Below are 23,863 nucleotides of genomic sequence, written 5' to 3' on the forward strand. Positions count from 1 at the left end.
TCTATATATAATACTAAATCTTTAATGATCTGAGAGAACTTATTTACATCCGATACAACTTCCATCGATAAATTACTAACGATATGAAGTGTGACAAAGCCTACTTCTTCTATTGGTAAAATTATATCTATTTCTTTATTTATTAAATCAATAACTTCTTGTGCAATTTTAAAATACTCTGGATACATCGCTTTTGTTTCTTGTAAGAACGGATTATCTACATTATAGCCTTCTCTAATTCGTTTGATCGCAAATATTAAGTGGTCAGTTAATCCAATATGAATTTGCTCATTTAAAGTGCATCCCGTTCTTTCAGAAATTAAATAAATCGCTTGCTGTAGTGTACCCATTAATTTTTCATCCATAAAGTTAATTAATGATTTATATTGTTTTTGTTTTTGTTCATCAGTTAAGATAAACATTTTCTCTACTACACCTTCGGAAATTAAATCTCCTCTAGTTTTATTAAAACCGATACCTTTTCCTAAAAGTACAACTTCGGTATGATCGGGATTTTTAGCAATTAATACGTTATTATTAAGCACCTTTTTGATTGTATAGCAAACCGACATTTTTTTTATCACCCCCAAGTTAAAAAATCGCTTTTATATCATAACATAATTTTTCAAAAATAGTTTATACACAAATTATGTTTCATAAATTAATCATATTTTTTTGAATATCTATTATATTAGGATAGAATATAAAAGTATAAATATAAATCAAGTGGGTGTTTAGTATTATGATTAAATTATTTGTAAGTGATCTAGATGGTACGATGTTTCACCAAGGTCAACTATTTGAACATGACGTTGAAGCATTAAAAAACCTTATAGATCAAGGGGTTATATTATGTTTTGCATCAGGTCGTTTAGACTATGAAATTGTAAAAATTATGGAAAGTATAGGAAATAACTTCCATCGTATTAGTATGAATGGAACTTATATTTATTCAAATGAAGGTGAAGCTTTATTAGATGCTACTTTTCATCCAAGTGTCATAGACAAAGTATATGAGATGATTACACATGATAAATTTTTAATCTATGTAGCCGATAACTCTACTTACTATATTGAAGAGAAAACTGACTTAGTAAAAGAAATCGAAAAAAACTCTAGCATGAATGCAGTTGAATTGAAAACATTAAAATCTGATCTAGGTAAGTCAATTACACCAAAAAAATATGTAGTTTTAGGCGAAGACGAAGATTTACTTGAACTTCAAAAAGAATTACAAAAAGAACTACCGGAATATGTTACTTCTTTTATATCAGCAAAAAATTGCTTAGATATTGTCCCAGTAAATGTAAGTAAAGGATCTGCAATTCAAATATTAATTGAAAAACTAGGCATTAAACCTAACGAAATAGCTTGTATAGGTGATGCTTACAACGATATTTCAATGTTTGAATTAACTCCAAATAGCTTTGCTATGGAAAACGCAGATGATGAAGTGAAAAAATATGCTTCTTATACAGTTCCTTCTGTAGCTGAAGCTGTTAAAATTGTTTTACAAATGAAGTAAAAAGTAAGGGTGCTTTTAGAAGCACCCTTTTTGTTTGTAGAAGAATATTGGAAATGCGAACACTAAGTGAACTTGGTTGATAAAGTTGTGAGTTTGGTTGATAAAATGGGGGTCTTCGTTGATATAATGTTGTTCCTCGTTGATATTGTAGCAATCCTTGTTGATAATTTGCCTGATTCGTTGATATTGTAGTAAACTCCGCTGATAACGTCGCGCAATTCGTTAATATTGTAGAGTTCTCCCCAGATATCGTCGCAAAAATTCATACTTTTTTATGATTTAACTCTATTTTGCTTAGTATTGGGTTCTACACACTTAATTTTATTTGATTTCATTTACTTTATTTTATTTCATTTGCTCTATTTTTATTGAATCGTGATTTTATTTGCAGTTGTCATGATTTTATTTGTAGTTTCACTAGTTTTATTTGCACTTCGTCAGTTTCATTTGCACTTTTACCTTTTTTATTTGCACTTCCCCAGTTTCAGCTTTCATTCGCAAGTACTATGTTATTCAACAACAAAAAAGAGTGCAAACATGCACCCTTTTTAACGGTCAATATCAATTGTAAATCGATAACGATCAGCTCGATAAATACAGCTTACGTATTCAAGAGGTAAACCATCATTAATAAATGTTATTTGGTGTAATTCTAATGCTGGAGAATCCTCTGCCACTTCGAGAATTAAAGAATCTCTTTCCGACATTAGCGATGCTTTAATCCATTTAGTAGCTTTTTTAATTGTATAACCTAAAGAAACTTCAAAGTATTCGTATAAAGAATGATTTAATGCTTTTTCATCAATTCGATTTACTAAATTTTTAGGTAAATACGTTGTTTCGATTGCAATTGGATGCTCATTTGCTAAACGACATCTTTCAATTTTAAAAACTTCAGAGCCACTTTCAATTGATAAAACTTCTGCTAAATATTCATCCGCTTCAATTGTTGAAAATCCAAGTAACTTATTAGTTGGTGTTAATCCAATTGATGTAATATCTTCAGAAAAACTCCTTAATGATTTAAGGGATTCCTCAACTTCAATTCCATCTTTTACTGAAACAAACGTACCAATTCCACGCTTCCGACTTATTAAAGATTCTTTTACAAGATTGTTTAAAGCCTGTCTAATTGTCATCCTACTTACATTTAACATCTCACTCAATGTTTGCTCAGAAGGGATTCTGTCCCCAGGTTTCCATTCTCCTGAGCTAATTTTCACCTTTAAAATCTCTTGTATTTGAAAATAAATCGGTAAAGGAGAATTTTTATCTAGCCTTAACATTATTTGTTACAAAGTGAGTATGCTTCTTCATCAACCACAATTGTAACGTTATTATGCTGTTGTAAAGCAGTAGCCGGGCAGTTAATATCTATTTTTCCATTTAACATTTCTTTTACTGCTTCTGCTTTTTTAATTCCTGATGCTACTAAGATAATTTCTTTAGCTCTTAAAATTGAACCAATTCCCATAGTTACAGCGTGAGTTGGTACATCTTCTTCGTTCTCAAAATATATTTTATTCGCATTACGTGTTGATTCAGTAAGTTCTACGATATGAGTCGGTGTATCGAAAGGAGTTCCTGGCTCATTAAATGCGATATGTCCATTTTCGCCAATTCCTAGAAGTTGTAAATCTACAGGATGCTTCTGTAATAAGTCCTCATAATTTTTACATGCTTCTTCTAAGTCTTTAGTATTTCCATTCGGTAAATGGTTTTCTTTAAATTTCAAATGATTAAATAACTGTTCAGCCATATAAGTATGATAGCTTGTTTGATCATCCTCAGCTAATCCAACATACTCATCAAGATTAACTGTAATTACATTTGACATATCCGGTTTATTGATTCGGAATTGTTCATAAATACCTAGAGGTGAGCCACCAGTAGCTAAACCTAGAGTAAATTCATCTTTCCCTTCAATTGCTTGTACCATTTTTTCATATGCTACTTTTGAAATTTCTTCAGCGTTTTTTACTACGATTACGTTCATAAAGTCACCTCATTAAAATTTTTACCTTGTCTAGTAGTGTTAATTACGAAAAACTCAGGAGTCATTTGGACAAAATCAGCATCTTTTCCAGGTTTTAATGCTCCCTTATGTGTAAGCCCAAACTCTTCAGCTTGGTTTATTGATGTCATTTGTACTGCTTCTTCTGGAGTACAGCCTGTAAATTTCATAATATTTCTAAATGCTTCATCCATTTTTAAAATACTACCTGCAAGCGTGCCGTCTTCTAATCGTGCACTTTTGTTTGCTACAAATACAGGTTGTCCACCTAATTCATATTTACCGTCATTAAGACCTTTTGCTCTCATTGCATCGGTAATTACGCTAATTTTTTTAGCTCCTTTTAATCGGTAAGCAAGCTTAACCATATCAGGATGTATGTGAATTCCATCAGGTATCAATTCAACCATTACTCGTTCATCTAAAAGTACATTTCCTACTGTACCTACTTCACGATGATGCATAGGTCTCATTTGGTTGTATAAATGTGTAGCATGAAAAATATTTCTACCTTCAAAATCTGCACTTACAGCATCAGAGTGACCAACAGTTCCAATAACATTTGTTCGTTGTAGCTCTGCTTCTAGCTCTTTTGCACCCTCAACCTCTGGTGCATAAGTAACTAACTTTATTAATCCTCCCGAAGCTTCTTGCCATTTTTTAAATAATTCTACGTCAGGATTTATAATGTATTCTAGAGGCTGCGCTCCAGCTTTATTTTTATTAACAAATGGTCCTTCTAAATGAATATATTCAAAATGTGCACCAAGCTCTTTAGCTTCCTTTAATGATCTCAATGCATTTTCTATATTTTCTTTAGACTGAGTCATTGTAGTTGGAAAAAAGGTTGTAACCCCTTCTTTCATCATTTTGTTACTCATAGTAACCATCGTGTTAGGATCAGCATCCATCGCATCAACATCGTATGCTCCATGAATATGAATATCAATCATCCCTGGAATAATAACAGTACCGTTTCCATCAATTATTTCTTCGCCTTCATTTACATAACCGTCCATGTGGCCGATATTAGAAATTTTTTCGTCATATCGAATGTAACCCTTTTCAATTACTTCTGTGCCCGTATAAATTTTTACATTAATAATTGATTTCATATACTCTCCTCTTTCCTAATTCTAAGAAGTTTATAAATAACCGCATATAGAAAGTAGTGTTTACTTAATCATCATTCACATTCATTTAGATCTATACTAGGATTTCTACTTACCCATTGTATGATATATACTCCTAGTTGTCTATACTACCTATGTTAATTTCATAAAATCGTCATAAAAAATTATGGTATTTTCATTATAAAATAGAATGTAATTTGCTCTTATACCCATCTTTATATGGGGGCATTGGTTAAGAAATAGCTTTATGATCTAATGTCCTTACTCATAAAGGGCTCATGAGCTAAAAACATAGCTTATTGACCTATTTTTCTTACTATTAAAGGGGTCAGAGATACAAATGACCTATTCACTTATATAAAAAATAATCAGTCAGTTTAATCCCTCTACCCTCAAAAAATAAAAGTATTGGATCGATCCTTAAGGATTAACCAATACTTCTTGTTTTTCAATATATAAGTTATGACCATTTGTTGATAATTCGATATCTCCGTATTGATCGGTTGTGTATTGCTTGATTCCTAGATGATTTAGCCGCTTCATTACTGATCGATGTGGATGACCAAATAGATTAAATTTATCATACGAGAGAATTGCTACTGTTGGGTTGACAGCAAATAAAAAAGCTTCTGAAGTTGATGTTGATGAACCATGATGTGGAATTTTTAATACTTGAGCGTCAATATTTTCACTTTTGATTAGTCTTTGTTCAGCTTTTCTTTCAATATCTCCAGTCAATAGAATTGATATGTCTGCATACTTTACTTTTAAAACGATTGAACTATTATTATTTGTATAGGATTTTTTCCCACTATTTAATACTGTGATATCTACATTTGGATCTAGTAAGATCTTCTCATTTAACTTTGCGATGCTAATTGGGATATTCTTTTGAAACGCTTCTTTCTTATATAAGTAATAAGAGTGTGAATTATATTTTTTTCCACTATCTAATATTTTCGATATTTTGACGCTATTCATGACTTTTAATAATCCGCCTATATGATCAATGTCTGGATGTGTACTTACAAGTAGATCAATTGCATTGACATGAAGTCGTTTAAGTTTTTTTATAACAGCTCCACCATGTTCTACATCTCCTCCATCAATCAACACTGTCTTTCCATTTGGTAAAATCAATACCATGCTATCGCCTTGACCTACGTCAAAAAAATAAACTAATAAAGGATGCGTAATATAGCCATAATTTGTTGTTCTTGCATCTGTATATAAATTATTACTAAAAAAAACAGTATAAAAAATAATAATAGAAATTACGAGAGAATAGAGTTTTCGATTTTTGTCCATTCACACTTCCTCCTACTATTATTTTCTCATTGCAATTTCAAAAGTATGTATGAGTTCCGTAAAAATAAGTTGGATTTAGAGTATACATCTTTTGAATATGAAGTTCAAATTGGATCACAGCTCATTATACAAATCAAAAAACTGTAAGCAATTTTTCTTACAGTTTTTTAACGAATCAATATTCATTTTTATGTTACTCAAAAACTTCCTCTAATCTTTTTACAACTAGTAAGGATTCGCTAACTTGCATAGTAGTCTGATTTGTAATGTATACGCCGTGCATGCCTAATTTTAGAGCAGGGGATATTTCATTAATAAAATTGTCTCCAATTGAAACAACTTCGTGTGGTAAAACATTGAATTTATTCATAATATTTTTAAAATGATTTTCCGTTTCTAGTGGCTTCTTTCCATCTGTAATTTCCAAATGGAACAATCCATTTAAATCAAGTAAATTTAGTAATCGAGTTACATCCTCTCGATCCGAATTTGTTAACAAGACTAATTTTTTAGTATCTTTTACTTGCTCTAAAGCTTGTTTTAAACCTTTAATATATGGGATACTAAATTCCTTTGTTGCCATGAACTCTTTTGTTTTATCATAGCAATGAAATACGTCTTTTGCTCCATAGTGATAGCTTGCCACTAAAGGAATCCACCAACCATCCCCAACAGGTATGTAAGGCAATTCATAATTGATCCGATCAAGATAGTTATCTTGTAATTCATCTTTAGACAGAAGCTGACCTTCCCAAGTGAAAACCTGAATCGGCTTTAAAGTAATTGGGTCTAACGAAATAATTAAATCATTTTCAGCATCGTAAATTTTTCCAATTGTTAAAGCATGGTCATAATCTTTGATTTTTTCATAGTCCCTCAAAAAGGAATCACGTTTCTCTGGACTAACTTCATTTGCTAGTAGTTTAGCATAGTAATCGTAATGTGTTGTTCCGTCATATAAAGTACCATCTAAATCAAAAACTAATACTTTTGAATTCATTAATATGTTATGCATTTGCGACTCCTTAGCTGTCTTTGTCTTTTACATCCAGAATAAAATTAAATGTCTGTTTTTCGTCATTTAAATTAAATTCATAAAATATTTTATACATACCCGCTTTAGGTAAATCAAGTTCATAGTTTACTTTAGAATTTTTTTCTGGATTATTTACTTGTTTAAAATACGTTCCATCTTCATTAATAATATAAAATTGGTGATTTGTAAAATTCGAACGTTTTTTAAACTGTTCAAAATCAAATGTTATTTGACTCTTTGTTTTTGGTAGGATCGATGTATATAACAACGAGACTGTATAATCATCATACTTCTTAGTCAAAATTGCTGTAGGAAATACTTCATCGGTTTTATCCTTTTGTTTTTGAAAAATCTTCGTATCAAGCGTCTGATTATTTAAAAATACACTTACAAAATATGTAACATTTTTCTTAAAGGCATACTTAAATGTAAATTGATTATTTCCGTTATAATCAGGGGTAATTATTTTATAAGATTTTAAGTCGTCCGTAGTAATAAATATTTTAATTTTGTCGCGCTGCAGTATACTCATTGATCTAGAAGCCACACTTACTTCTTGCCTAATATTTTTCGTTGTAAGATTCCATTTAACCTTTTGGACTTTAAGTGAGTTAGCCTGACTTCCATTTGATAGTATACTATGGTTAACTAAGCGGTTACTAATTAATAAGATAATAAGGATAGCTATACATAGAGTTGCAATAAATCGAAATTTCATAGATCATTCTCCCTTAAATAGTTAAAATTAACAATTTTTTGTCATTTCGAGAAAGTTCAATTTCATATTGTAAACTCTTTCATTATTCAATTACCTATGCAATAATTAAAATTCGCCATAAATTATCTGTATTGGTTAATTTTGTCTATAGTTTTTTCTATATTTATTAACTACTACGTTCGACTTACATTTTCCTTTAAGTAGCTATATAAATTAGAATGTTTTTTATTTAAATGTAGAGACTAAATTACTGATAAAGGATGGGCTATTCAATTAAGTTTTTAAGGAGGATATTTAAATGAGTATACATATTGGCGCAGAACAAGGCGCGATTGCGGATAAAATTTTATTACCTGGTGACCCTTTAAGAGCAAAATATATCGCTGAAACATTTTTAGAAGATGTTGTCTGCTATAATGAAGTACGTGGCATGCTTGGTTTTACTGGTACATACAAAGGTCAAAGAATTTCCGTTCAAGGTACTGGAATGGGAATACCTTCAATCGGAATTTATGTAAATGAGCTGATTAATAGCTATGGTGTAAAAACATTAATTCGCGTAGGTACTTGTGGCGGGCTTCAAAAAGATGTAAAAATTCGTGATGTTATAATAGCGATGACTACATGTACAGATTCAAATATGAATCGTCAAACATTCCCTGGGTTCGATTATTCTCCATGTGCTAGCTTTGATTTACTTAAGAAAGCATATGATGGCGCAATTAATAAAGGGTTAAATGTAAAAGTAGGAAATATTTTAACGTCAGATATATTCTACCGAGATAGTATGGACATGTATGAAAAATTAGGAGAATACGGTGTTCTGGCTGTAGAAATGGAAACAACAGCTTTATATACAATAGCTGCTAAACATAGTGTAGATGCACTTACTGTTTTAACAGTAAGCGATCACATCTTCACTGGTGAAGAGACATCTGCACAAGAAAGACAAACAACTTTCAATGATATGATTGTTATTGCTTTAGATGCTGCGATTGCTGAATAGTACAGAAATATTTATATAAAAAAAGGATGACTCTTTAGTTAAAATACTTATGAGTCATCCTTTTTTAATTAGTTAAGCGACGAAAACACGAACACTATGTGAACTATATTGATAAAGCTGTGAACTCCGTTGATATAGATCTAATTCTCGTTGATATATTACTAAAACAGGTTGATATATCACTTTTTCAGCTTAGACGACAAAGGCCTGCTTTTTTTTATGTAACCAATAAAGTTAAAACTTATATCTCGTTTTAATACCACTTTATGGCCAATCAAAGGTACAATAATATTATCGAATTTCAACATAAGGATGGTAAAGAATGAAGAAACATCAATCAATCTTATTTTTCACTTGGATTGTAAGCATTATTGCAACACTAGGTAGTTTATCTTTTTCCATTATTAATCATTGGACACCTTGTTCATTATGCTGGTATCAGCGAATTTTCATGTATCCAATTGTTTTTATTGTCGGTATTGCCGTTTATAAAAATAAAGTAAAAGATGTTATTTATGTTTTACCATTATCATTAATTGGTATGTGCATTTCAATCTATCATATTTTAATTCAAAAAGTTCCTGCTATGAAGGAAACGGCAACTCAATGTGGACCTGTTCCTTGTACTGGCGACTATTTAAATTGGTTTGGTTTCATTACAATTCCGATGTTAGCGTTTGTTGCTTTTCTACTTATTAATATTTGCTGTATTTCTTTATTACGAAAATCAAACTAAAACAATTCGAGCTGTTCGGTAGATGAAGGTCCAAATTCAATACCTAGCAGCTTCATTAATTGTTTTGCATTATCCGCTGCATCTCCACCAGAGTTATTATTAAAAAGAACACATATTTCTTTTGTATTTTTTGCTAATTGTTCAATTCTTGCTACCCATTCAAAAAGCTCTTCTTCGTTATAACGATATAAATACCGTACTTCTCGCCAATTATCTTGTCCGTTATGATTCCATCCATATATGTTTCGTCCATGAAAACGGATTAAAGTTAAATTCGGATTTGTTGGGTGTAGTACAATTGGTATACTTCCATTTCCCGCTTGAGGCTCATCGCAAATTGAATGAATCCATCCTTCATCTTCCATAAATTTTAAAGTTTGATCATAAAATTGAGGATAAAACCATGATTGATTTCGAAATTCTAAAATTGCCGGAAGTCCTTTCAGTTTACTTTTCATAATTCGAAGCAATTCAACATTTTCTTTCTTGCAATTAAACCAAGGTGGAAATTGAAATAATATTCCTTTTAATTTATTTGCTTCAATTAAAGGTTGAATTGATTCTAAAAATGGTGTTAATAGTAATATTTGTTCCTCTTTCGAATAATTTTGTCTTGAATGACCGGTTATACCGCCATAAGCTTTAACAATAAATGAAAAATCTGAAGTAGTTTGATTCACCCATTTATGATAGTTTGATTGCGGCATGATACTATAATAAGAAGAATCTATTTCAACAATTGGAAAATGGGTGCAATATTGTCTTAATTTTTTGGATGAGTGGATCCGGTCAGGGTATAAACTATCATGGTCCCCCCACCCAGTAACTCCTATTTTTATTTCCATAATTCTCTCCAATAGCTCATTGATTATTAATAATTAATTATTTCTATTTTTCATTAAAATAAACGATATAGTCTGATATAAATACTTATTTTAGTAGAAATTGGAGTAAAGTGTAAATGATTAACGAGACAATACAAGAACTAAAAGAGAAAATTGCTGAACTTGAAGAAAAAGTAATATCATATGAATCTATTTTAAATACAATTACTTCTGGGTCTATCTTTTCAAATAACACTCGTGAATTATCTAGCTCAAATCAGTTAACTAGAAATACAGATATTCGTAATTCCATTAACGAACTTCCATTACACACTAAATACTCGATCTTTTTTGCGAATAGTAAAAGAACTTTACAATCGATTTACGATGCTTTACCGCACCATATTTTATTTATAGATAAAAATGGTATTATTACGTTATACAATCAGCAGGTTGCGAATGATTTTAGAATCACTAAATACGAACTGATTGGTAGACATATTAGAAATTTGTTAAAAATAGAAGATAAAGAGATTTGTTTGCTTCAAACACTATATACCGGCGAAGAATTTTATAATAAAGAAATTTTAAATATTAACTACGGCATCATTAACACTCGTATTATCCGTGACATTAATGGTGAAATCTTAAGAGTGATCGGTATTTTTCATAATTTAAACGAAGCAAGAGAATCTGAAAAACTAGCTATGTCAGGGAGAATTGCTGCAGGGATTGCCCACGAAGTTCGCAATCCACTTACGACAGTGAGAGGGTATTTACAATTTTTACAAGAAGAAGCCCCACCTCATTATAAGCAATTATTTAATGATCTTCTGATTCCAGAATTAGACAGAGCAAATGGCATAATCACTGATTTTTTATCTATTACAAAGAATGCAAACTATAAACCAGAGGCAATTAAGATTAATGATTTTATATCAAATCATATAAAACAGTTATTATTCAGTGAGACATTTTTAAATAACGTAAAATTTAAATTTTTCTTATCTGAAGATTTAATAGCAACACATATATTTTTTGATAAGAATCAACTCGTTCAAGTATTTTTAAACTTATTTCAAAATGCATTAGATGCGAAAAAAGAAGAGTTACTGATCATTAATATTGCTACTTTTATCGATGAAGATATCATTTATATTACCTTTAAAGATAATGGTACAGGAATTCCTTCTGCTGACTTACCATATATATTTGATCCTTTCTTTTCGACGAAAGATGACGGTACCGGACTTGGTTTACCATTAACAAAAAAACTGATTCAAAATCATAACGGCACGATTTCAGTACTAAGTGGAGATAATGGAACTACCTTTACAATTACATTACCTATTAAGTGCACTGCTGTTTAATAAGGAATAGTATCTTAGAATACAAGCTGTCGAACCCTTCGATGGCTTTTTATTATGGCAATTTATTTAAGGGGGTATCTTTGCGGCGTTTTTCAATTAAAGTTGATTTTGGGATCTTCATTTATAGATATTTAGTAGAAGTCTTCATTATATTAGTAGAATTTGAAAGAATTAGAGGAAACTATTCACTTTTCCATTATTGTGCATCTACTTTTAAGGCGAGATACCCTAACCGGTATAGGTATTATCTTATCTATTTTAGGATCCTCTCGTATTTATTTGCAGTTTACGAGTTCTTATTTGCAGTTTACGAGTTCTTATTTGCACATTTCACTTATTTATTTGCACTGTTCATTTACTTATATGCACTTCCCATGGTTCTATAAGCATGCCGACCACTTATTTGTACATTCCACTGTTTTATTTGCACCGTTCAATTTCTTATTTGCACTTTTCAAAGTTTATTTGCACTCCGAGTTCTTATTTGCACGTTTCACAGTTCTAATTTTCACATTCACGTTCTAATCGTTTATTTCTAATACTTTTCTTGTAACTATCTTCTATAAAACAAAAAAGAAGATGCCCCTTTACAAATCTGGGACATCCTCTTTTTTATACAGTTAGAATAATTTTCCCTGTTGATTTTCTACTTTCTAATAAGTCATGTGCAAGTTTTCCATCTTTTAAAGGAAACACGGTAGGTTCTTGTACGATTAATTGTTTATTTGCAATCCAATTAAATAGTTCATTACTTCTACGTAGTCTCTCTTCTTTTGAAATTAAAACATTCCACAAGTCTCCACCTGTTAGTGTTTTTGATGTATCCATTAACATTCTAGGATCGATATGTACTGGGTCTCCACCAGCCATTCCGTAAAACACGACTGTTCCGTGAATTTTAGTAGCTTCAAAGCTATCCATTATTGTCGAACCTACTGATTCATACACTACATCCACACCGTTTTTTTCTTTAACCTTCGATACCCAGTCTTCATTATATAAAAATACTTCTTTTGCACCAATTGATAGAGCTTTGTCTCTTTTTTCTGTAGATGAGGTTAATCCAATTACCTCGCCGCCTTTTAAACGTATCATTTGAGTTAATAATTGACCAACGCCACCTGCTACAGCATGTACAAGAGCAACATCACCAGCTTTTATTTTATAACTATCATTAATTAAATAATGTGCAGTTAATCCTTGTAACATAATAGAAGCAGCAATTTCAAAACTAATTTCATCCGGAATTGGTACAATATGAGTTTCTTTTGCAGCAACGTACTCTGCATTTGCAAACGGAACATCAGCAAAAGCTACTCGATCACCTACTTTATAGTCTGTTATATTCGAACCAACTTCGGTAATAACTCCAGAACCCTCGTACCCTAAAATATAAGGTGGATCACCTGCTAAATGATAATTCCCTTTGCGACGGTATATATCTGCAAAATTAACACCTACTGCCTTCATTTCAATTAAAACTTCGTCGGTTGAAATGGTAGGTGCCTGGATTTCTTCATATTTTAATACGTCTGATTGACCAAACTCTCTAAAAACTAGTGCTTTCATTTACATACTTCCTAACCTTTTAAAATTCAAAAATAAAATCTTCATCTGTTAATTTTTCCACTGTAACTGCTTTTACATACCCATTTCCTTTTACAGAGAAAAAATCATGGTTTTTTGTATCTGTTTTTAGTCCATTTAAAACAATTGGATTAATATCTTCTTCGTCAAAATAAGGATCAAATCCTAAGTTCATTAATGCCTTGTTTGCATTATATCGAATAAACTTATTAACTTCCTCTACTAGACCAATTGAAGAATAAATTTCATCTGCATATTGTAATTCAATCTCATACAATTGAACTAATAATGACATTGTTTCATTGAAAAGTCGAGTTTTTTGTTCATCATTAAATTGGTCATAAATTTGTTGTGCTAACAATCCTACAAATACTCCGTGAATACTTTCATCTCGTAAAATAAGATTAATAATTTCTCCACTTGCGGTCATTTTCCCTTGACCTGCTAAATATAACGGGAAGAAGAATCCACTATAAAATAAATAGCTCTCTAAAAATACACTTGCAACCATTGCCATGTATAGCTCTTCATCTGAAACATCACGCTTTAATAAATTTAAATAATAAGAAGAAATTAACTCTGATTTTTTCGTTAAAATTGGATGCTCGTCCACCCATTTAAATAGCTCATCAATTTCATCTTCTGTAGCAAGGGTTGTAAAAATATGTGAATAGCTCTTAGCATGCACTTCTTCCATCGCACCCATAAATGCTAGTACACTTTTAGCTTGTAAGTTTTTTAAATGAACTAAGATTAATGGCATACCTTCTCCGCCCTGCTTAGTATCTAATAATGTTAGTCCACCTAATACCTTTTTAAAAGCTGCTTGTTCTTCTTTCGTTAATGTATTCCAAGTATTTTTATCTGATGAAACGACGATTTCTTCTTCTGTCCAAAACTGAGATAAATTTTGCTTCCAAAATACTAAACTAAAATCATCTTCTTTTTTATTCCAGTTAACAGCTTTCATCTATATTTTCCCCCTAATCATAAAGAAAGCCCGATGATATAGAACAATATGCTTAAAGCATTCTATATTCGAGCTTCTCACTTAGACCATCAAGTAATTTAATTTCGATTTAATTTATTCTATTTAACTATTATCTTATACTGAACAACTAATGCACTCTTCCACACTTAATTTGCGAGTACGTGTGTAATATAAACTCTTTAATCCTTTTTTATTAGCATAAATATAGTATCTAGCAAGCTCTCTTGTCGAGACATCACTGTTTACATATAGGATTGTACTTATCCCCTGGTCGACATGCTGCTGAATTTCAGCGATTAAGTCAATTAGCTTAAACTGGTTCACATCATATGCTGATTTATAATACCAGAAACTATTTTTTGATAAATAAGGCATCGGATAATATGTTGTTGAATTTGCATAAGTTCTAGATTCAATAACATTTACAATTGGCATAACCGATGATGTAGCGTTTTGAATATAACTAATTGATTGTGTAGGTGCGATTGCTAAACGATAGCTATTATATAAACCATATGCTTGTACTTGCTTACTCAATGTAACCCAGTCAAATTCATTAGGTATATAAATACCGTTAAATAATTCTTTCACCTTGTCAGTTTTAGGTTCAAATGATTTAGAAGTATACTTTTCAAAATAAGTACCTTTCGCATATTCACTCTTTTTGAAATCCTTAAATGTTTTACCTGTTTCCTTAGCAATTAACATACTTTTTTCGATCGAATAAAAGTTTACCATCATAAAAAATGTATTCGCAAAATCCTTTGCCTCAACACTTTCATATGCAATACCATTTTTCGCAAAAAATCCATGCAAATTCATCGCACCTAAACCAACCGAATGAAGCTCTTCATTAGCTTTTTTAACAGTAGGTGCATTTTCTATTTCTGTCATATCTGCTACGGCTGTTAAAGCTTCTATACCAACATGTACAGATTCTCTAATCGCTTTATTTTCCATTACATTTACGATGTTTAAAGATCCTAAATTACAATTTACATCACGTTTGATTAAGTCTTCTTCACCATAGTTGTTGATAACTGATGTTTCTTGAAGTTGAAAGATTTCTGTACACAAATTAGACATCTTTATTTCACCAATATCCTTTAATGCATGCTGCTCATTCGCATTACTTTTATACATTAAATATGGATAGCCAGATTCTAACTGAATCGCAGCAATTTTTACTAAAAGGTCTCGTGCACTTAAATCTATTTTTTTCTTTTTAATGCGATCATTATTTACTAATTCTTCATATCTTTCATCGATATCAAAATCATCTAAATGAATTCCATACTCTTTGTACACTGTATATGGTGCAAATACGTAGAATGGTTCATTTTTCTCAGCTAGTTCAAAGAATTTATTTGGAACAATTAATCCGATTGAAAGTGACTGAATTCTACTTTTCTCATCGGCATTGATTTTTTTTGTATCAAGAAATTCAACTACGTCCCAGTGGAAAATATTTAAATAGGTTGCACCAGCACCTTTACGTTGTCCAAGCTGGTTAGCATACGAAAACGAATCTTCTAATAGCTTCATTACAGGAACAACACCACTTGCAGCGTTATCAATTTCCTTTATTTGTTCTCCACGTGCTCTAAGCTTCGATAAATTAAGTGCAACTCCACCGCCGATTTTTGATAGCTGCATTGCTGTATTAATCTGAAATCCTATCGAATTTAAACTATCATCCATTTCTAATAAGAAACATGATACTAACTCGCCTCTTCTACTTCTTCCAGCATTTAAGAATGTTGGAGTAGCTGGCTGATAGTTTTGTTGAATCATCATGTTCGCTAACTTCAATGCTTTTTCAATATTGCCTCTTCCTAAATATAGTGCAACGATCGCAATTCGATCTTCATAGCCTTCTAAATAGTACTTACCATCATTTGTTTTTAATGCGTAGTCTTTAAAGTATTTTGAAGCTGCCATATATGATTGAAAAGTGAATCCTGCATTGTAAACTAACTCATATAATTTTTCTATTTCATCAAAGGAGTATTCTAACTCAACATTATAATAATAGTTTTCTTGAATCATATAATTTAAGCGTTCTTTCAAAGAAGAAAACTGAATTTTTTTATCTTCAACTTCTTTTAAAAAACAAAGAAGTGCTTCTTTATCTTTTGCGAGATCAAAAAAACCATCTTTTTTAATCGTCAATTCATTATTAAGCTCAATATGTCTCAAGCTTTTCCACTCCCTCAATAAAATATTGTACATCTCGACTTGTCCCTGACAGTTCAAACTTTGATAACACTGGCACTTGATAGTCTGATGCTATTTTATCTGCACTTGCTGCAAAAGAATCTCCCCAGTTTTTATTACCACTTGCACTGACTGCTTTTAAATATTCCGAATTACTACTTAAAAAAGTACTTACGGTTTCAGGTACATTACCAAATCCTGTTGTATAGGTTACGAGAATATACGGTTCTTCAATTTTTAATCCATCCTTTATTTGGATTGACGGCATTCTAATTTTATTGACAAAACGTTTAACATTACCCGTCATTGAACTGTAAACTATCACCATATTATCACCCTCGTTCATATGTAAGAATATTGAAAATACTTATATTATATACCTACATATTGTATTACCTTTTTAGAACAAACACAATATATAGGTGTTGAAATTAGAAAATAAACATTTCGACAATATATCTCGAAATGAAACAATATATGAAATTTAACAAATTATGGGGGATAGTGCAATAATGTGTAAAACGATTTTTTTGTCAAATGGAGTCATTAACATTTCACAAAAAAAGTACTCATTAACGCCTTGCGAAATAAGAAAAAAAGCTTAAAAAACTTTTTTTTTTCGCAAACTTTTAATGAGTACATGATTAAAATAATATAATTTTTAATATTTTTTACCTAATAATTTAACACATTGTTTTAACTTCTGGCTTCTTCCAAATATGTATAAGTCACATCGCCTCCGTGTTTAGCAATACCACGAAAGTGCTTAAAATCGTCTCGATTAACGATTATTTGTCTAAAAGCTAAAAAATCATCTTTCTTAATATGAATTTCTGAAATTTCACCATTAACTAGTTGATCAATTACTTGTATAAATTCGTTTTGTTCCATCTTCTCACCCTTTATTATTAGATCAGGGTTCGAGGAAAAAATCATTTTTTAATTTCTTCCTGCCCTTCTTCTCTTTCATAAAGTTAACATTAACAAAGAATGTACTTATTGGAAACTAAAAAGTTACGTCCAGAATTTTTTCTGAAACAGCTAAATTCATATTTTTATTATTTACTAAAATTACATCTGTTTTTCCATCCATTATAACTAAGAATGCCTTAGGAATTACTTCAACACCAGTTCCAACACTAGCAAATTCAAAGGATGAATGCGCTTCACCTAGTACTACAATCATTTCAAAAAATGGTATTAAAATAATTTTATCAAAATATAAAATCGGATCTCCAATAAGTGTATTACTGCTAACTAAATCCTTTATTTCATTTGAAATTTCAACTTCAAACTCTTCAAACCAATCTTTCAACGAACTAACCTCCTGAAAGTGCTAACAACCATTTTTACCTATCAAAAGGTTTTTAAACATAATTTCTTATGAAAATAGACATAATTGTAAAAAAATTTAAATTTTCTCTTTACCTTTAAACCGTTTTCATGCATTATAGAAGGTGTCAAGTCAAAACTTTGTTAGGAGATATGCTCATGAAAATTGCAGAAGCAGGAAATATCATTGAGTTTAAACAGGGGTTAAAAGGTAGAGTTCAAAAAGTTAATAAAAATTCTGTCATTGTTGACATATCCATAATGGAAAACTTCAGAGATTTAGAAATGGAACCGCTAACAGTTGTAAACCATAAAAATTATAAAATAGTAAGAGCAGCAGAATAGATAAATTAGTAGTATCTACTTATAATCAAAAATTAAAAGGTACAATCTACATAGTTTATAATTCTATTAAAATTTTATTAAAACACTTTTTTAAATCAGTCTCAGGTCCCGTGTATATCACGGGACTTTTTTTTATGATTACAAGTGAAAATATGATTAGTGGTAATTCAGGTAAATACTGGAACCATTTACTCTTTAGAAAAGGAGATGACTATTTTGTTTCTTTGTCCAATTCTTTAAAAGATTTTACTTTATCGTGTGGATTATGGTTCGACTTTCTTTCATTCCAAAATCGTTCCTTTTCTTTTTTTGATTTTGTCATTTTTATCACTCCTTAAAATAAGATCTTTCTTTCTATCTTATCATTTCACAAAAATGATCAATCTATGTAATGAGATCAAAACACTTCAAGGGAGATTTAACAACCTGTTGATGCTACGTGTTTAAAAGATTGAAAATTCAGATTAAGTCACACCACAACTAAATTACTATTTATAGGAAGGATGTTATGAATGAACTTTTTAACAAAGTTTAGTTTAAAAAACTCTGTAGCAATTTTTATCATCTCTTTTTTACTAATCTTTGGAGGGGTGTACTCTTATTCAAAATTAAAAGTAGAAGAACTGCCAAATATTGAATTTCCTGCAATTTCAGTACAAGTTGTCTATCCTGGCACGGCACCAGATGATATAAATGACCAGATTACAACAAAACTTGAAAACTCATTTAAATCAATTGAAGGTATTAAGACTCTCTCAAGCTCGTCTTTCGAAAGTGTTTCTGTTATTAACCTAGAATTTCCGTTTAATACAGATATGGACAAAGTCGAACAACAAATCAACAATACACTAAAGGATGCTGGCTTACCTGAAAATGTAACAACAAAGGTCGATCGATTCTCATTTGGCTCCTTTCCTATTTATTACATCTCTATGTTTTCAAAAAACGGATCCAATATTGAAACAACTTTAAATGATGAAATTGTACCAGCATTAAATAAAATCGAAGGTGTAAACAGCGTTTCAATTGGTGGAGGAAAATCTACTGCTCTTTCAATTGAAGTAGATAAGCAAAAAATTGCAAATTTAGGGCTATCGCTGTCAAGCATCAAAGATCAAATCAGTTCAAAATTCCTATCATTCCCTGCTGGAAAAATTACTGAAGGGAATATTAAGATTCCAATACGGGTCGAAGAAAAGTTAGATACAATTCAAAAACTAAAGGATTTAGAACTACATTCTGCGTCCGTTGCTTCTACGACACCTAATCAAGCCGCTCAGACGCCAAAAGTGTTATTAAGTGATGTGGCAAAAATTGAATCTGTTGACTCTAAAGACGAATTAATTCGATATAACAAAAACGATGCTATTTCAATGGCAATTACGAAGAAACAAGATGCAAATACTGTTGAAGTAGCTGACAAAGTCATTAACGTATTAAATAAATACAAAAAAGAACTTTCATATAAAGTAGGTTACAGTTCTGCAGAAGGCGTTAAACAATCCGTTGAATCCCTTATTAAAGAAGGATTACTTGGAGCACTATTCGCTTCACTAGCAGTATTGATTTTCTTACGTAACTTTCGAGCTACATTTATTGCTATTATCTCTATTCCGTTATCATTATTAATTACATCAATTTTCTTACTTAAATTAGATATAACGTTAAATATTATGACACTAGGTGGTATGGCTGTAGCTGTAGGACGTGTAGTTGATGATAGTATAGTAGTGATTGAAAATATTTTCCGTAGAATACGTAAATCTAAAGCAGGAATTTCAAATGATTTAATTCTATCTTCTACTAAAGAAATATTAAAAGCAGTAACATCTTCTACGATTACAACAATTGTAGTTTTCTTGCCTTTAGGTGTAGTTGGTGGATTTACGAGTAAAATATTCCTACCTTTTGCATTAACAATTGTATTTTCTTTATTAGCTTCATTATTAGTTTCTATTACAATTGTCCCGATTTTAGGTAGGTATGCATTTAAGAGAGTACCAGCTGAAGAAAACGAAGAAAAAATACAATTATGGTATGGAAAGGTAATTGAGAAATCATTAAATCGTAAATGGATTGTAATCGTGATTGCTGTAGTAATGCTTGCGGGATCTTTCTCGTTAGTTGGAAGACTTGGATTTACATTTATTCCAAATGAATCATCACGAGCAATTACAGCTTCACTTGAATTACCATCATCAACTTCAATAGCAAAAACAAATGACGTTTCATTGAAAATTGAGAAAATGTTCTTAAATATGAATGAAGTTAAAGAAGTATCTACTGGCGTTGGTAGTCGTGACTTTATGACTGGTCTTAAAACAGAAAATAAAGCTAGCTATTTTATTAATTTAAAACAAAGTGCAGATGTCGATCAGTTTATTAAAAACACAAAAACAAAAATGGAAAAATTGGCAAAATCAGAAGTTCAAGGTGCTAAAGTAACCATACAAGAAAACTCTTCTGGAGGTCCGCCAACAAATAATAACGTCGACATCAATTTATACTCTAATAATTTAGTTGCACTCGAAGAAAGTGCTAAAAAAGTTGAAAACTATATGAAAAATAACAATCACTTAAAATATGTTACAAATAATTTCTCTGAAAAACAAAAGCAAGTAGTTGTTTCAATTGATGAGAAAAAAGTTTCAGAAAATGGTCTTTCTGCTGGAATGATACTAGGATTAGTTGCCGATCAAACAAATCCAATAAATATGGGTATATTAAAAATCGACGGTAAAGATCAAAATGTACAATTAACTTATAATAAGGACCTACAATCGGTAGAAGATATTAAAAATATAAATTTATTTGGGAAATTAGGACCGATTAAATTATCAGATGTAGCCCAAGTTAAAACGATTGAGACGTATTCTGCCATTCAAAAATTAGATGGTAAAATATTCGCGAAAGTATCCGCTCAAATTCAAGGAAAAGATATTGCAAAAGTAACTAATGAAGTCATCAATGATGTGAAAAAAGATGTATCTTTACCATCAGATGTAACATTACAAGGTGGCGGTGGAAGTGACGATACGACTCAAACCTTTAAAGATTTAGGCGTAGCAATGGGAGTTGCAATCGGATTAGTCTATTTAACAATGTTAATTACTTTTGGAAAAGCTCGAATACCATTTATCATTTTATCAGCATTAGTCTTTGTACCAATTGGTTCTTTCGTAGCTCTCTTCATAGCAAACGAACCACTATCTATTAGTGTAATGATTGGCTTATTAATGCTAATTGGGATCGTAACGACAAATGCTATCGTATTAGTCGATCGAATTGGACAAAATATCGAACAAAAAGGGCTACCTCTTCGCCAAGCAATAATTGAAGGCGGAAAAACCCGACTACGCCCAATTTTAATGACGGCTTTTGCTACAATAGCTGCATTACTACCATTAGCTCTAACAAAATCTAGTGGTACGCTAATCTCCAAAGGTTTAGCAATTACAGTAATTGGTGGATTAACTTCATCTACTTTATTAACACTAGTGTTTATTCCAGTTGTATATGAGTTATTCTTTTCTAAAAAGACGAAGAAGCATACTAAAACTGATGAAATAGCCAAAGTAGTTAATAATTAAAGAAAAACATACACTCTTGCTCTCTTGGGCTGTCGATCTAGTCGACAGCCTTTTATTTTGGTTATTTACGAAAATCATTCAACATTAGAATCCCTCTCTTGGATGCTCCCTTTATAGTAAAGAGAGACAAATAGAACACTGTAGTAGACCGGACTTAAAAGACAAATTGACCTATTTGAACTACAACCTTTAACTTAAGTTCCTGATTTCTAATTCTCCCGTTTTACATTCTTTGCATGTTCAACGATTTTATTTACACTGCGACCTATATTTGTCTACTTATCTTTAAAATACCACCAAATAAAAAAAGAGGTGCCCCACGTTTACTTTGGGACACCTCTAAATTATTTATAAGTTTTTATCATTAACTCCTGCTAGCCACTTTCTAACAGGCTCTAATGTTGTCTCAATACAGCCATCATTAAATGGTGATTCAAGTTTAGCTTCTTTAACTAATCCTAAGAATGACTGACTTCCGCCTAACTGACATAACCCAACATAATCGGACCATGCTGTATCTCTGTCTTCATGCATTTTATTCCAGATTTGTAATGCACAAATTTGAGCTAATGTATAATCGATGTAATAGAATGGAGATTGATAAATATGACCTTGTCTTTGCCATAATCCACCTTTTTCTAAATAACTATTTCCATCATTTGCTCGGTGAGGTAAATATTTTGCTTCTATTCTCTTCCAAAGCCCGTGTCGTTCTTCAGGTGTTAATTCAGGATTCGCGTAGATTTCATGTTGAAACTCATCTACTGCAACGCCATAACTAATAAATGTAACTGCACTACTTAAATGCGTAAAATAATATTTTTGTGTATCTTCCTTAAAGAACTCTTCTTGCCAAGGCCATGTAAAGAATTCCATACTCATAGAATGAATCTCACAAGCCTCATATGTTGGCCAGTTGTACTCAGGTGTTTCAAATTTACGACTCTCGTAAACTTGAAATGCATGGCCGGCTTCATGTGTTAAAACGTCAATATCACCAGATGTTCCGTTGAAATTCGAGAAAATAAATGGAGCTTTATAGTTTGGAATATATGTACAATATCCCCCACCTTGTTTTCCTTCCTTAGCAACTAAATCTAGTAAATTTTCCTTTAACATAAAGTTGAAAAATTCACTTGTTTCTTTCGATAACTCATCGTACATTTTTTTACCGTTTTCAATAATCCACTCAGGACTACCTTTAGGCGTTGCATTACCTGTTACAAATTCAAATTTATCATCATAATAATAAAGTTGATCCACGCCAATTCGATTAGCTTGGCGCTCCCTTAATTCTGTTGCAATTGGAACAATTGTTTCAAGTACTTGCTCTCTAAACTTTTTAACATCATTTGCATCGTAATCTGTTCTCATCATACGTGCATAGCCTAGCTCGATGAAGTTTGAAAAACCAAGTTTAGTAGCAATACGTGTTCGAATCTTTACTAATTTATCATAGATTTCATCAAATTTATCTTGATTCTCAGAGAAGTATCCAAAGTATGTATCATAAGCTGTTTTCCTAACTTCTCGGTCCTTGTCTTCAAAATGCGCTGAAATTTGTGCTAACGTTTTCACTTCACCGTAAAATGGCAGTTTAGCAGCCGCTACTAACTTAGCATATTCAGTTGTTAGTTTATTTTCTTCTTGTAAATCTGGAATGACTTCCTCACTTAAAATCTTAACTTCGCATTCCGCTAAAGCAAATAATTGTTTTCCATATTTAGCTTCAAGTTGCTCTCTAAATGGTGAACCAATTAATGCTTTATAGTATTGTTGTCCATACGATTGAACAATTGGAGTGTTTTCATCAAAGAACGCCTGCTCATCCTCATAAAACTTATCGTTCGTATCAACTGAATGGCGAACTGCACATAAATTTTCCATTGTTGAAAATTCATTTCTTAAGTCATTAATTTCATTCATTGCTAATTCTTGTTCATAGACTGTTGAAGCATCGTAGAAATTTTGTAAAGAGCGTTTAAACTGTTCACCTAAGTTCTTAATACTTGGTCTAGAATACTGGTAATCTTGAAAACCCATGTTAATCCCTCCATTTTTTGTGATATTGCTATTATATATAAAATCTTCTAGTAAAAAAACCTAATTTTCAATAAATTTCTGACAATTT

22 protein-coding genes are annotated in these 23,863 nt (G+C 31.2%); 6 read left to right on the plus strand and 16 right to left on the minus strand.

Annotated features, from left to right (window positions below; translation table 11 throughout):
* A partial coding sequence (locus tag ACFCYN_RS08395; RefSeq protein ID WP_375948706.1) for a PRD domain-containing protein occupies positions 1-572 on the minus strand: 572 nt, incomplete at its 3' end.
* A 170-nt stretch (positions 573-742) separates the two neighbouring features.
* Here ACFCYN_RS08395 and ACFCYN_RS08400 point away from each other — a divergent pair.
* Positions 743-1,525, plus strand: coding sequence for a Cof-type HAD-IIB family hydrolase (locus tag ACFCYN_RS08400; RefSeq protein ID WP_375948708.1), 783 nt, complete (start codon positions 743-745; stop codon positions 1,523-1,525).
* A gap of 548 nt (positions 1,526-2,073) precedes the next feature.
* Here the strand turns inward: ACFCYN_RS08400 and ACFCYN_RS08405 are convergent.
* The 6 genes from ACFCYN_RS08405 to ACFCYN_RS08430 form a co-directional block, all read right to left on the minus strand.
* Positions 2,074-2,811, minus strand: coding sequence for a GntR family transcriptional regulator (locus ACFCYN_RS08405; RefSeq protein ID WP_142317541.1), 738 nt, complete (start codon positions 2,809-2,811; stop codon positions 2,074-2,076).
* Complete coding sequence (gene nagB / locus ACFCYN_RS08410) at positions 2,811-3,521, minus strand: glucosamine-6-phosphate deaminase (protein ID WP_375948710.1); 711 nt, start codon at positions 3,519-3,521, stop codon at positions 2,811-2,813. The genes ACFCYN_RS08405 and nagB overlap by 1 nt, the downstream gene beginning before the upstream one ends.
* A complete protein-coding gene (nagA, locus tag ACFCYN_RS08415) occupies positions 3,518-4,654 on the minus strand; it encodes an N-acetylglucosamine-6-phosphate deacetylase (protein ID WP_375948712.1) in 1,137 nt (378 codons plus the stop codon). Before nagA ends, nagB begins: the two co-directional genes overlap by 4 nt.
* Positions 4,655-5,092: 438 nt before the next feature.
* Entirely contained in the window at positions 5,093-5,980 is an 888-nt protein-coding gene (locus tag ACFCYN_RS08420; protein ID WP_375948714.1) for a ComEC/Rec2 family competence protein, read from the minus strand.
* 193 nt (positions 5,981-6,173) lie between these two features.
* Entirely contained in the window at positions 6,174-6,995 is an 822-nt protein-coding gene (locus ACFCYN_RS08425; protein ID WP_375948715.1) for an HAD family hydrolase, read from the minus strand.
* A 10-nt stretch (positions 6,996-7,005) separates the two neighbouring features.
* Positions 7,006-7,734, minus strand: a complete 729-nt coding sequence (locus tag ACFCYN_RS08430; RefSeq protein WP_375948716.1) for a hypothetical protein — start codon at positions 7,732-7,734, stop codon at positions 7,006-7,008.
* Positions 7,735-8,032: 298 nt separating this feature from the next.
* Between ACFCYN_RS08430 and deoD the strand changes: the two genes are divergently transcribed.
* Positions 8,033-8,740 carry a purine-nucleoside phosphorylase gene (gene deoD, locus ACFCYN_RS08435; RefSeq protein WP_172445382.1) on the plus strand — a complete coding sequence of 236 codons (708 nt, stop codon included), beginning with the start codon at positions 8,033-8,035 and terminating at the stop codon, positions 8,738-8,740.
* Between the two features lie 322 nt (positions 8,741-9,062).
* Positions 9,063-9,476, plus strand: coding sequence for a disulfide oxidoreductase (locus ACFCYN_RS08440; RefSeq protein WP_375948718.1), 414 nt, complete (start codon positions 9,063-9,065; stop codon positions 9,474-9,476).
* Here ACFCYN_RS08440 and ACFCYN_RS08445 read toward each other — a convergent pair.
* Entirely contained in the window at positions 9,473-10,321 is an 849-nt protein-coding gene (locus tag ACFCYN_RS08445; protein WP_172445384.1) for a DUF72 domain-containing protein, read from the minus strand. The two genes, ACFCYN_RS08440 and ACFCYN_RS08445, sit on opposite strands and share 4 nt — an antisense overlap.
* Positions 10,322-10,437: 116 nt before the next feature.
* On the opposite strand from ACFCYN_RS08445, the gene ACFCYN_RS08450 reads away from it, so the two are divergent.
* A complete protein-coding gene (locus ACFCYN_RS08450) occupies positions 10,438-11,670 on the plus strand; it encodes a two-component system sensor histidine kinase NtrB (protein ID WP_172445385.1) in 1,233 nt (410 codons plus the stop codon).
* A gap of 612 nt (positions 11,671-12,282) precedes the next feature.
* Here the strand turns inward: ACFCYN_RS08450 and ACFCYN_RS08455 are convergent.
* From ACFCYN_RS08455 to ACFCYN_RS08480, 6 genes are all read right to left on the minus strand, one after another.
* A complete protein-coding gene (locus ACFCYN_RS08455) occupies positions 12,283-13,239 on the minus strand; it encodes a quinone oxidoreductase family protein (RefSeq protein WP_375948720.1) in 957 nt (318 codons plus the stop codon).
* A gap of 19 nt (positions 13,240-13,258) precedes the next feature.
* The gene (gene nrdF / locus ACFCYN_RS08460) at positions 13,259-14,227 is read right to left on the minus strand and encodes a class 1b ribonucleoside-diphosphate reductase subunit beta (RefSeq protein ID WP_172445387.1); all 969 of its coding nucleotides are present in this window, start codon (positions 14,225-14,227) and stop codon (positions 13,259-13,261) included.
* A 135-nt stretch (positions 14,228-14,362) separates the two neighbouring features.
* Positions 14,363-16,447, minus strand: a complete 2,085-nt coding sequence (gene nrdE / locus ACFCYN_RS08465; protein WP_172445388.1) for a class 1b ribonucleoside-diphosphate reductase subunit alpha — start codon at positions 16,445-16,447, stop codon at positions 14,363-14,365.
* Positions 16,434-16,793 (minus strand): class Ib ribonucleoside-diphosphate reductase assembly flavoprotein NrdI, encoded by a 360-nt coding sequence (gene nrdI / locus ACFCYN_RS08470; protein WP_172445389.1) that lies wholly within the window; start codon positions 16,791-16,793, stop codon positions 16,434-16,436. Before nrdI ends, nrdE begins: the two co-directional genes overlap by 14 nt.
* A 368-nt stretch (positions 16,794-17,161) precedes the next feature.
* Positions 17,162-17,356, minus strand: a complete 195-nt coding sequence (locus ACFCYN_RS08475; RefSeq protein WP_375948722.1) for a hypothetical protein — start codon at positions 17,354-17,356, stop codon at positions 17,162-17,164.
* 115 nt (positions 17,357-17,471) lie between these two features.
* Positions 17,472-17,780 (minus strand): spore germination protein GerW family protein, encoded by a 309-nt coding sequence (locus ACFCYN_RS08480; RefSeq protein WP_375948724.1) that lies wholly within the window; start codon positions 17,778-17,780, stop codon positions 17,472-17,474.
* A 176-nt stretch (positions 17,781-17,956) separates the two neighbouring features.
* On the opposite strand from ACFCYN_RS08480, the gene ACFCYN_RS08485 reads away from it, so the two are divergent.
* Positions 17,957-18,142, plus strand: a complete 186-nt coding sequence (locus ACFCYN_RS08485) for a YkvS family protein (protein ID WP_114341729.1) — start codon at positions 17,957-17,959, stop codon at positions 18,140-18,142.
* Between the two features lie 211 nt (positions 18,143-18,353).
* Here ACFCYN_RS08485 and ACFCYN_RS08490 read toward each other — a convergent pair whose 3' ends face one another.
* The gene (locus ACFCYN_RS08490) at positions 18,354-18,464 is read right to left on the minus strand and encodes a DUF6254 family protein (RefSeq protein ID WP_257131702.1); all 111 of its coding nucleotides are present in this window, start codon (positions 18,462-18,464) and stop codon (positions 18,354-18,356) included.
* Between the two features lie 190 nt (positions 18,465-18,654).
* Between ACFCYN_RS08490 and ACFCYN_RS08495 the strand changes: the two genes are divergently transcribed.
* The gene (locus ACFCYN_RS08495) at positions 18,655-21,732 is read left to right on the plus strand and encodes an efflux RND transporter permease subunit (protein WP_375948726.1); all 3,078 of its coding nucleotides are present in this window, start codon (positions 18,655-18,657) and stop codon (positions 21,730-21,732) included.
* A gap of 348 nt (positions 21,733-22,080) precedes the next feature.
* On the opposite strand, the gene ACFCYN_RS08500 is transcribed toward ACFCYN_RS08495, so the two are convergent.
* A complete protein-coding gene (locus ACFCYN_RS08500; RefSeq protein WP_375948727.1) occupies positions 22,081-23,775 on the minus strand; it encodes a M3 family oligoendopeptidase in 1,695 nt (564 codons plus the stop codon).
* Positions 23,776-23,863 lie beyond the last annotated feature (88 nt).

Source organism: Gottfriedia sp. NPDC056225, assembly GCF_042267765.1.
Classification (GTDB): Bacteria; Bacillota; Bacilli; order Bacillales; family Bacillaceae_G; genus Gottfriedia.

Coding starts and splice junctions, on each gene's coding strand:
- ACFCYN_RS08400 (WP_375948708.1), top strand. CDS start 743: ATGATTAAATTATTTGTAAGTGATCTAGATGGTACGATGTTTCACCAA.
- ACFCYN_RS08405 (WP_142317541.1), bottom strand. CDS start 2,811: ATGTTAAGGCTAGATAAAAATTCTCCTTTACCGATTTATTTTCAAATA.
- nagB (WP_375948710.1), bottom strand. CDS start 3,521: ATGAACGTAATCGTAGTAAAAAACGCTGAAGAAATTTCAAAAGTAGCA.
- nagA (WP_375948712.1), bottom strand. CDS start 4,654: ATGAAATCAATTATTAATGTAAAAATTTATACGGGCACAGAAGTAATT.
- ACFCYN_RS08420 (WP_375948714.1), bottom strand. CDS start 5,980: ATGGACAAAAATCGAAAACTCTATTCTCTCGTAATTTCTATTATTATT.
- ACFCYN_RS08425 (WP_375948715.1), bottom strand. CDS start 6,995: ATGCATAACATATTAATGAATTCAAAAGTATTAGTTTTTGATTTAGAT.
- ACFCYN_RS08430 (WP_375948716.1), bottom strand. CDS start 7,734: ATGAAATTTCGATTTATTGCAACTCTATGTATAGCTATCCTTATTATC.
- deoD (WP_172445382.1), top strand. CDS start 8,033: ATGAGTATACATATTGGCGCAGAACAAGGCGCGATTGCGGATAAAATT.
- ACFCYN_RS08440 (WP_375948718.1), top strand. CDS start 9,063: ATGAAGAAACATCAATCAATCTTATTTTTCACTTGGATTGTAAGCATT.
- ACFCYN_RS08445 (WP_172445384.1), bottom strand. CDS start 10,321: ATGGAAATAAAAATAGGAGTTACTGGGTGGGGGGACCATGATAGTTTA.
- ACFCYN_RS08450 (WP_172445385.1), top strand. CDS start 10,438: ATGATTAACGAGACAATACAAGAACTAAAAGAGAAAATTGCTGAACTT.
- ACFCYN_RS08455 (WP_375948720.1), bottom strand. CDS start 13,239: ATGAAAGCACTAGTTTTTAGAGAGTTTGGTCAATCAGACGTATTAAAA.
- nrdF (WP_172445387.1), bottom strand. CDS start 14,227: ATGAAAGCTGTTAACTGGAATAAAAAAGAAGATGATTTTAGTTTAGTA.
- nrdI (WP_172445389.1), bottom strand. CDS start 16,793: ATGGTGATAGTTTACAGTTCAATGACGGGTAATGTTAAACGTTTTGTC.
- ACFCYN_RS08475 (WP_375948722.1), bottom strand. CDS start 17,356: ATGGAACAAAACGAATTTATACAAGTAATTGATCAACTAGTTAATGGT.
- ACFCYN_RS08485 (WP_114341729.1), top strand. CDS start 17,957: ATGAAAATTGCAGAAGCAGGAAATATCATTGAGTTTAAACAGGGGTTA.
- ACFCYN_RS08490 (WP_257131702.1), bottom strand. CDS start 18,464: ATGACAAAATCAAAAAAAGAAAAGGAACGATTTTGGAATGAAAGAAAG.
- ACFCYN_RS08495 (WP_375948726.1), top strand. CDS start 18,655: ATGAACTTTTTAACAAAGTTTAGTTTAAAAAACTCTGTAGCAATTTTT.
- ACFCYN_RS08500 (WP_375948727.1), bottom strand. CDS start 23,775: ATGGGTTTTCAAGATTACCAGTATTCTAGACCAAGTATTAAGAACTTA.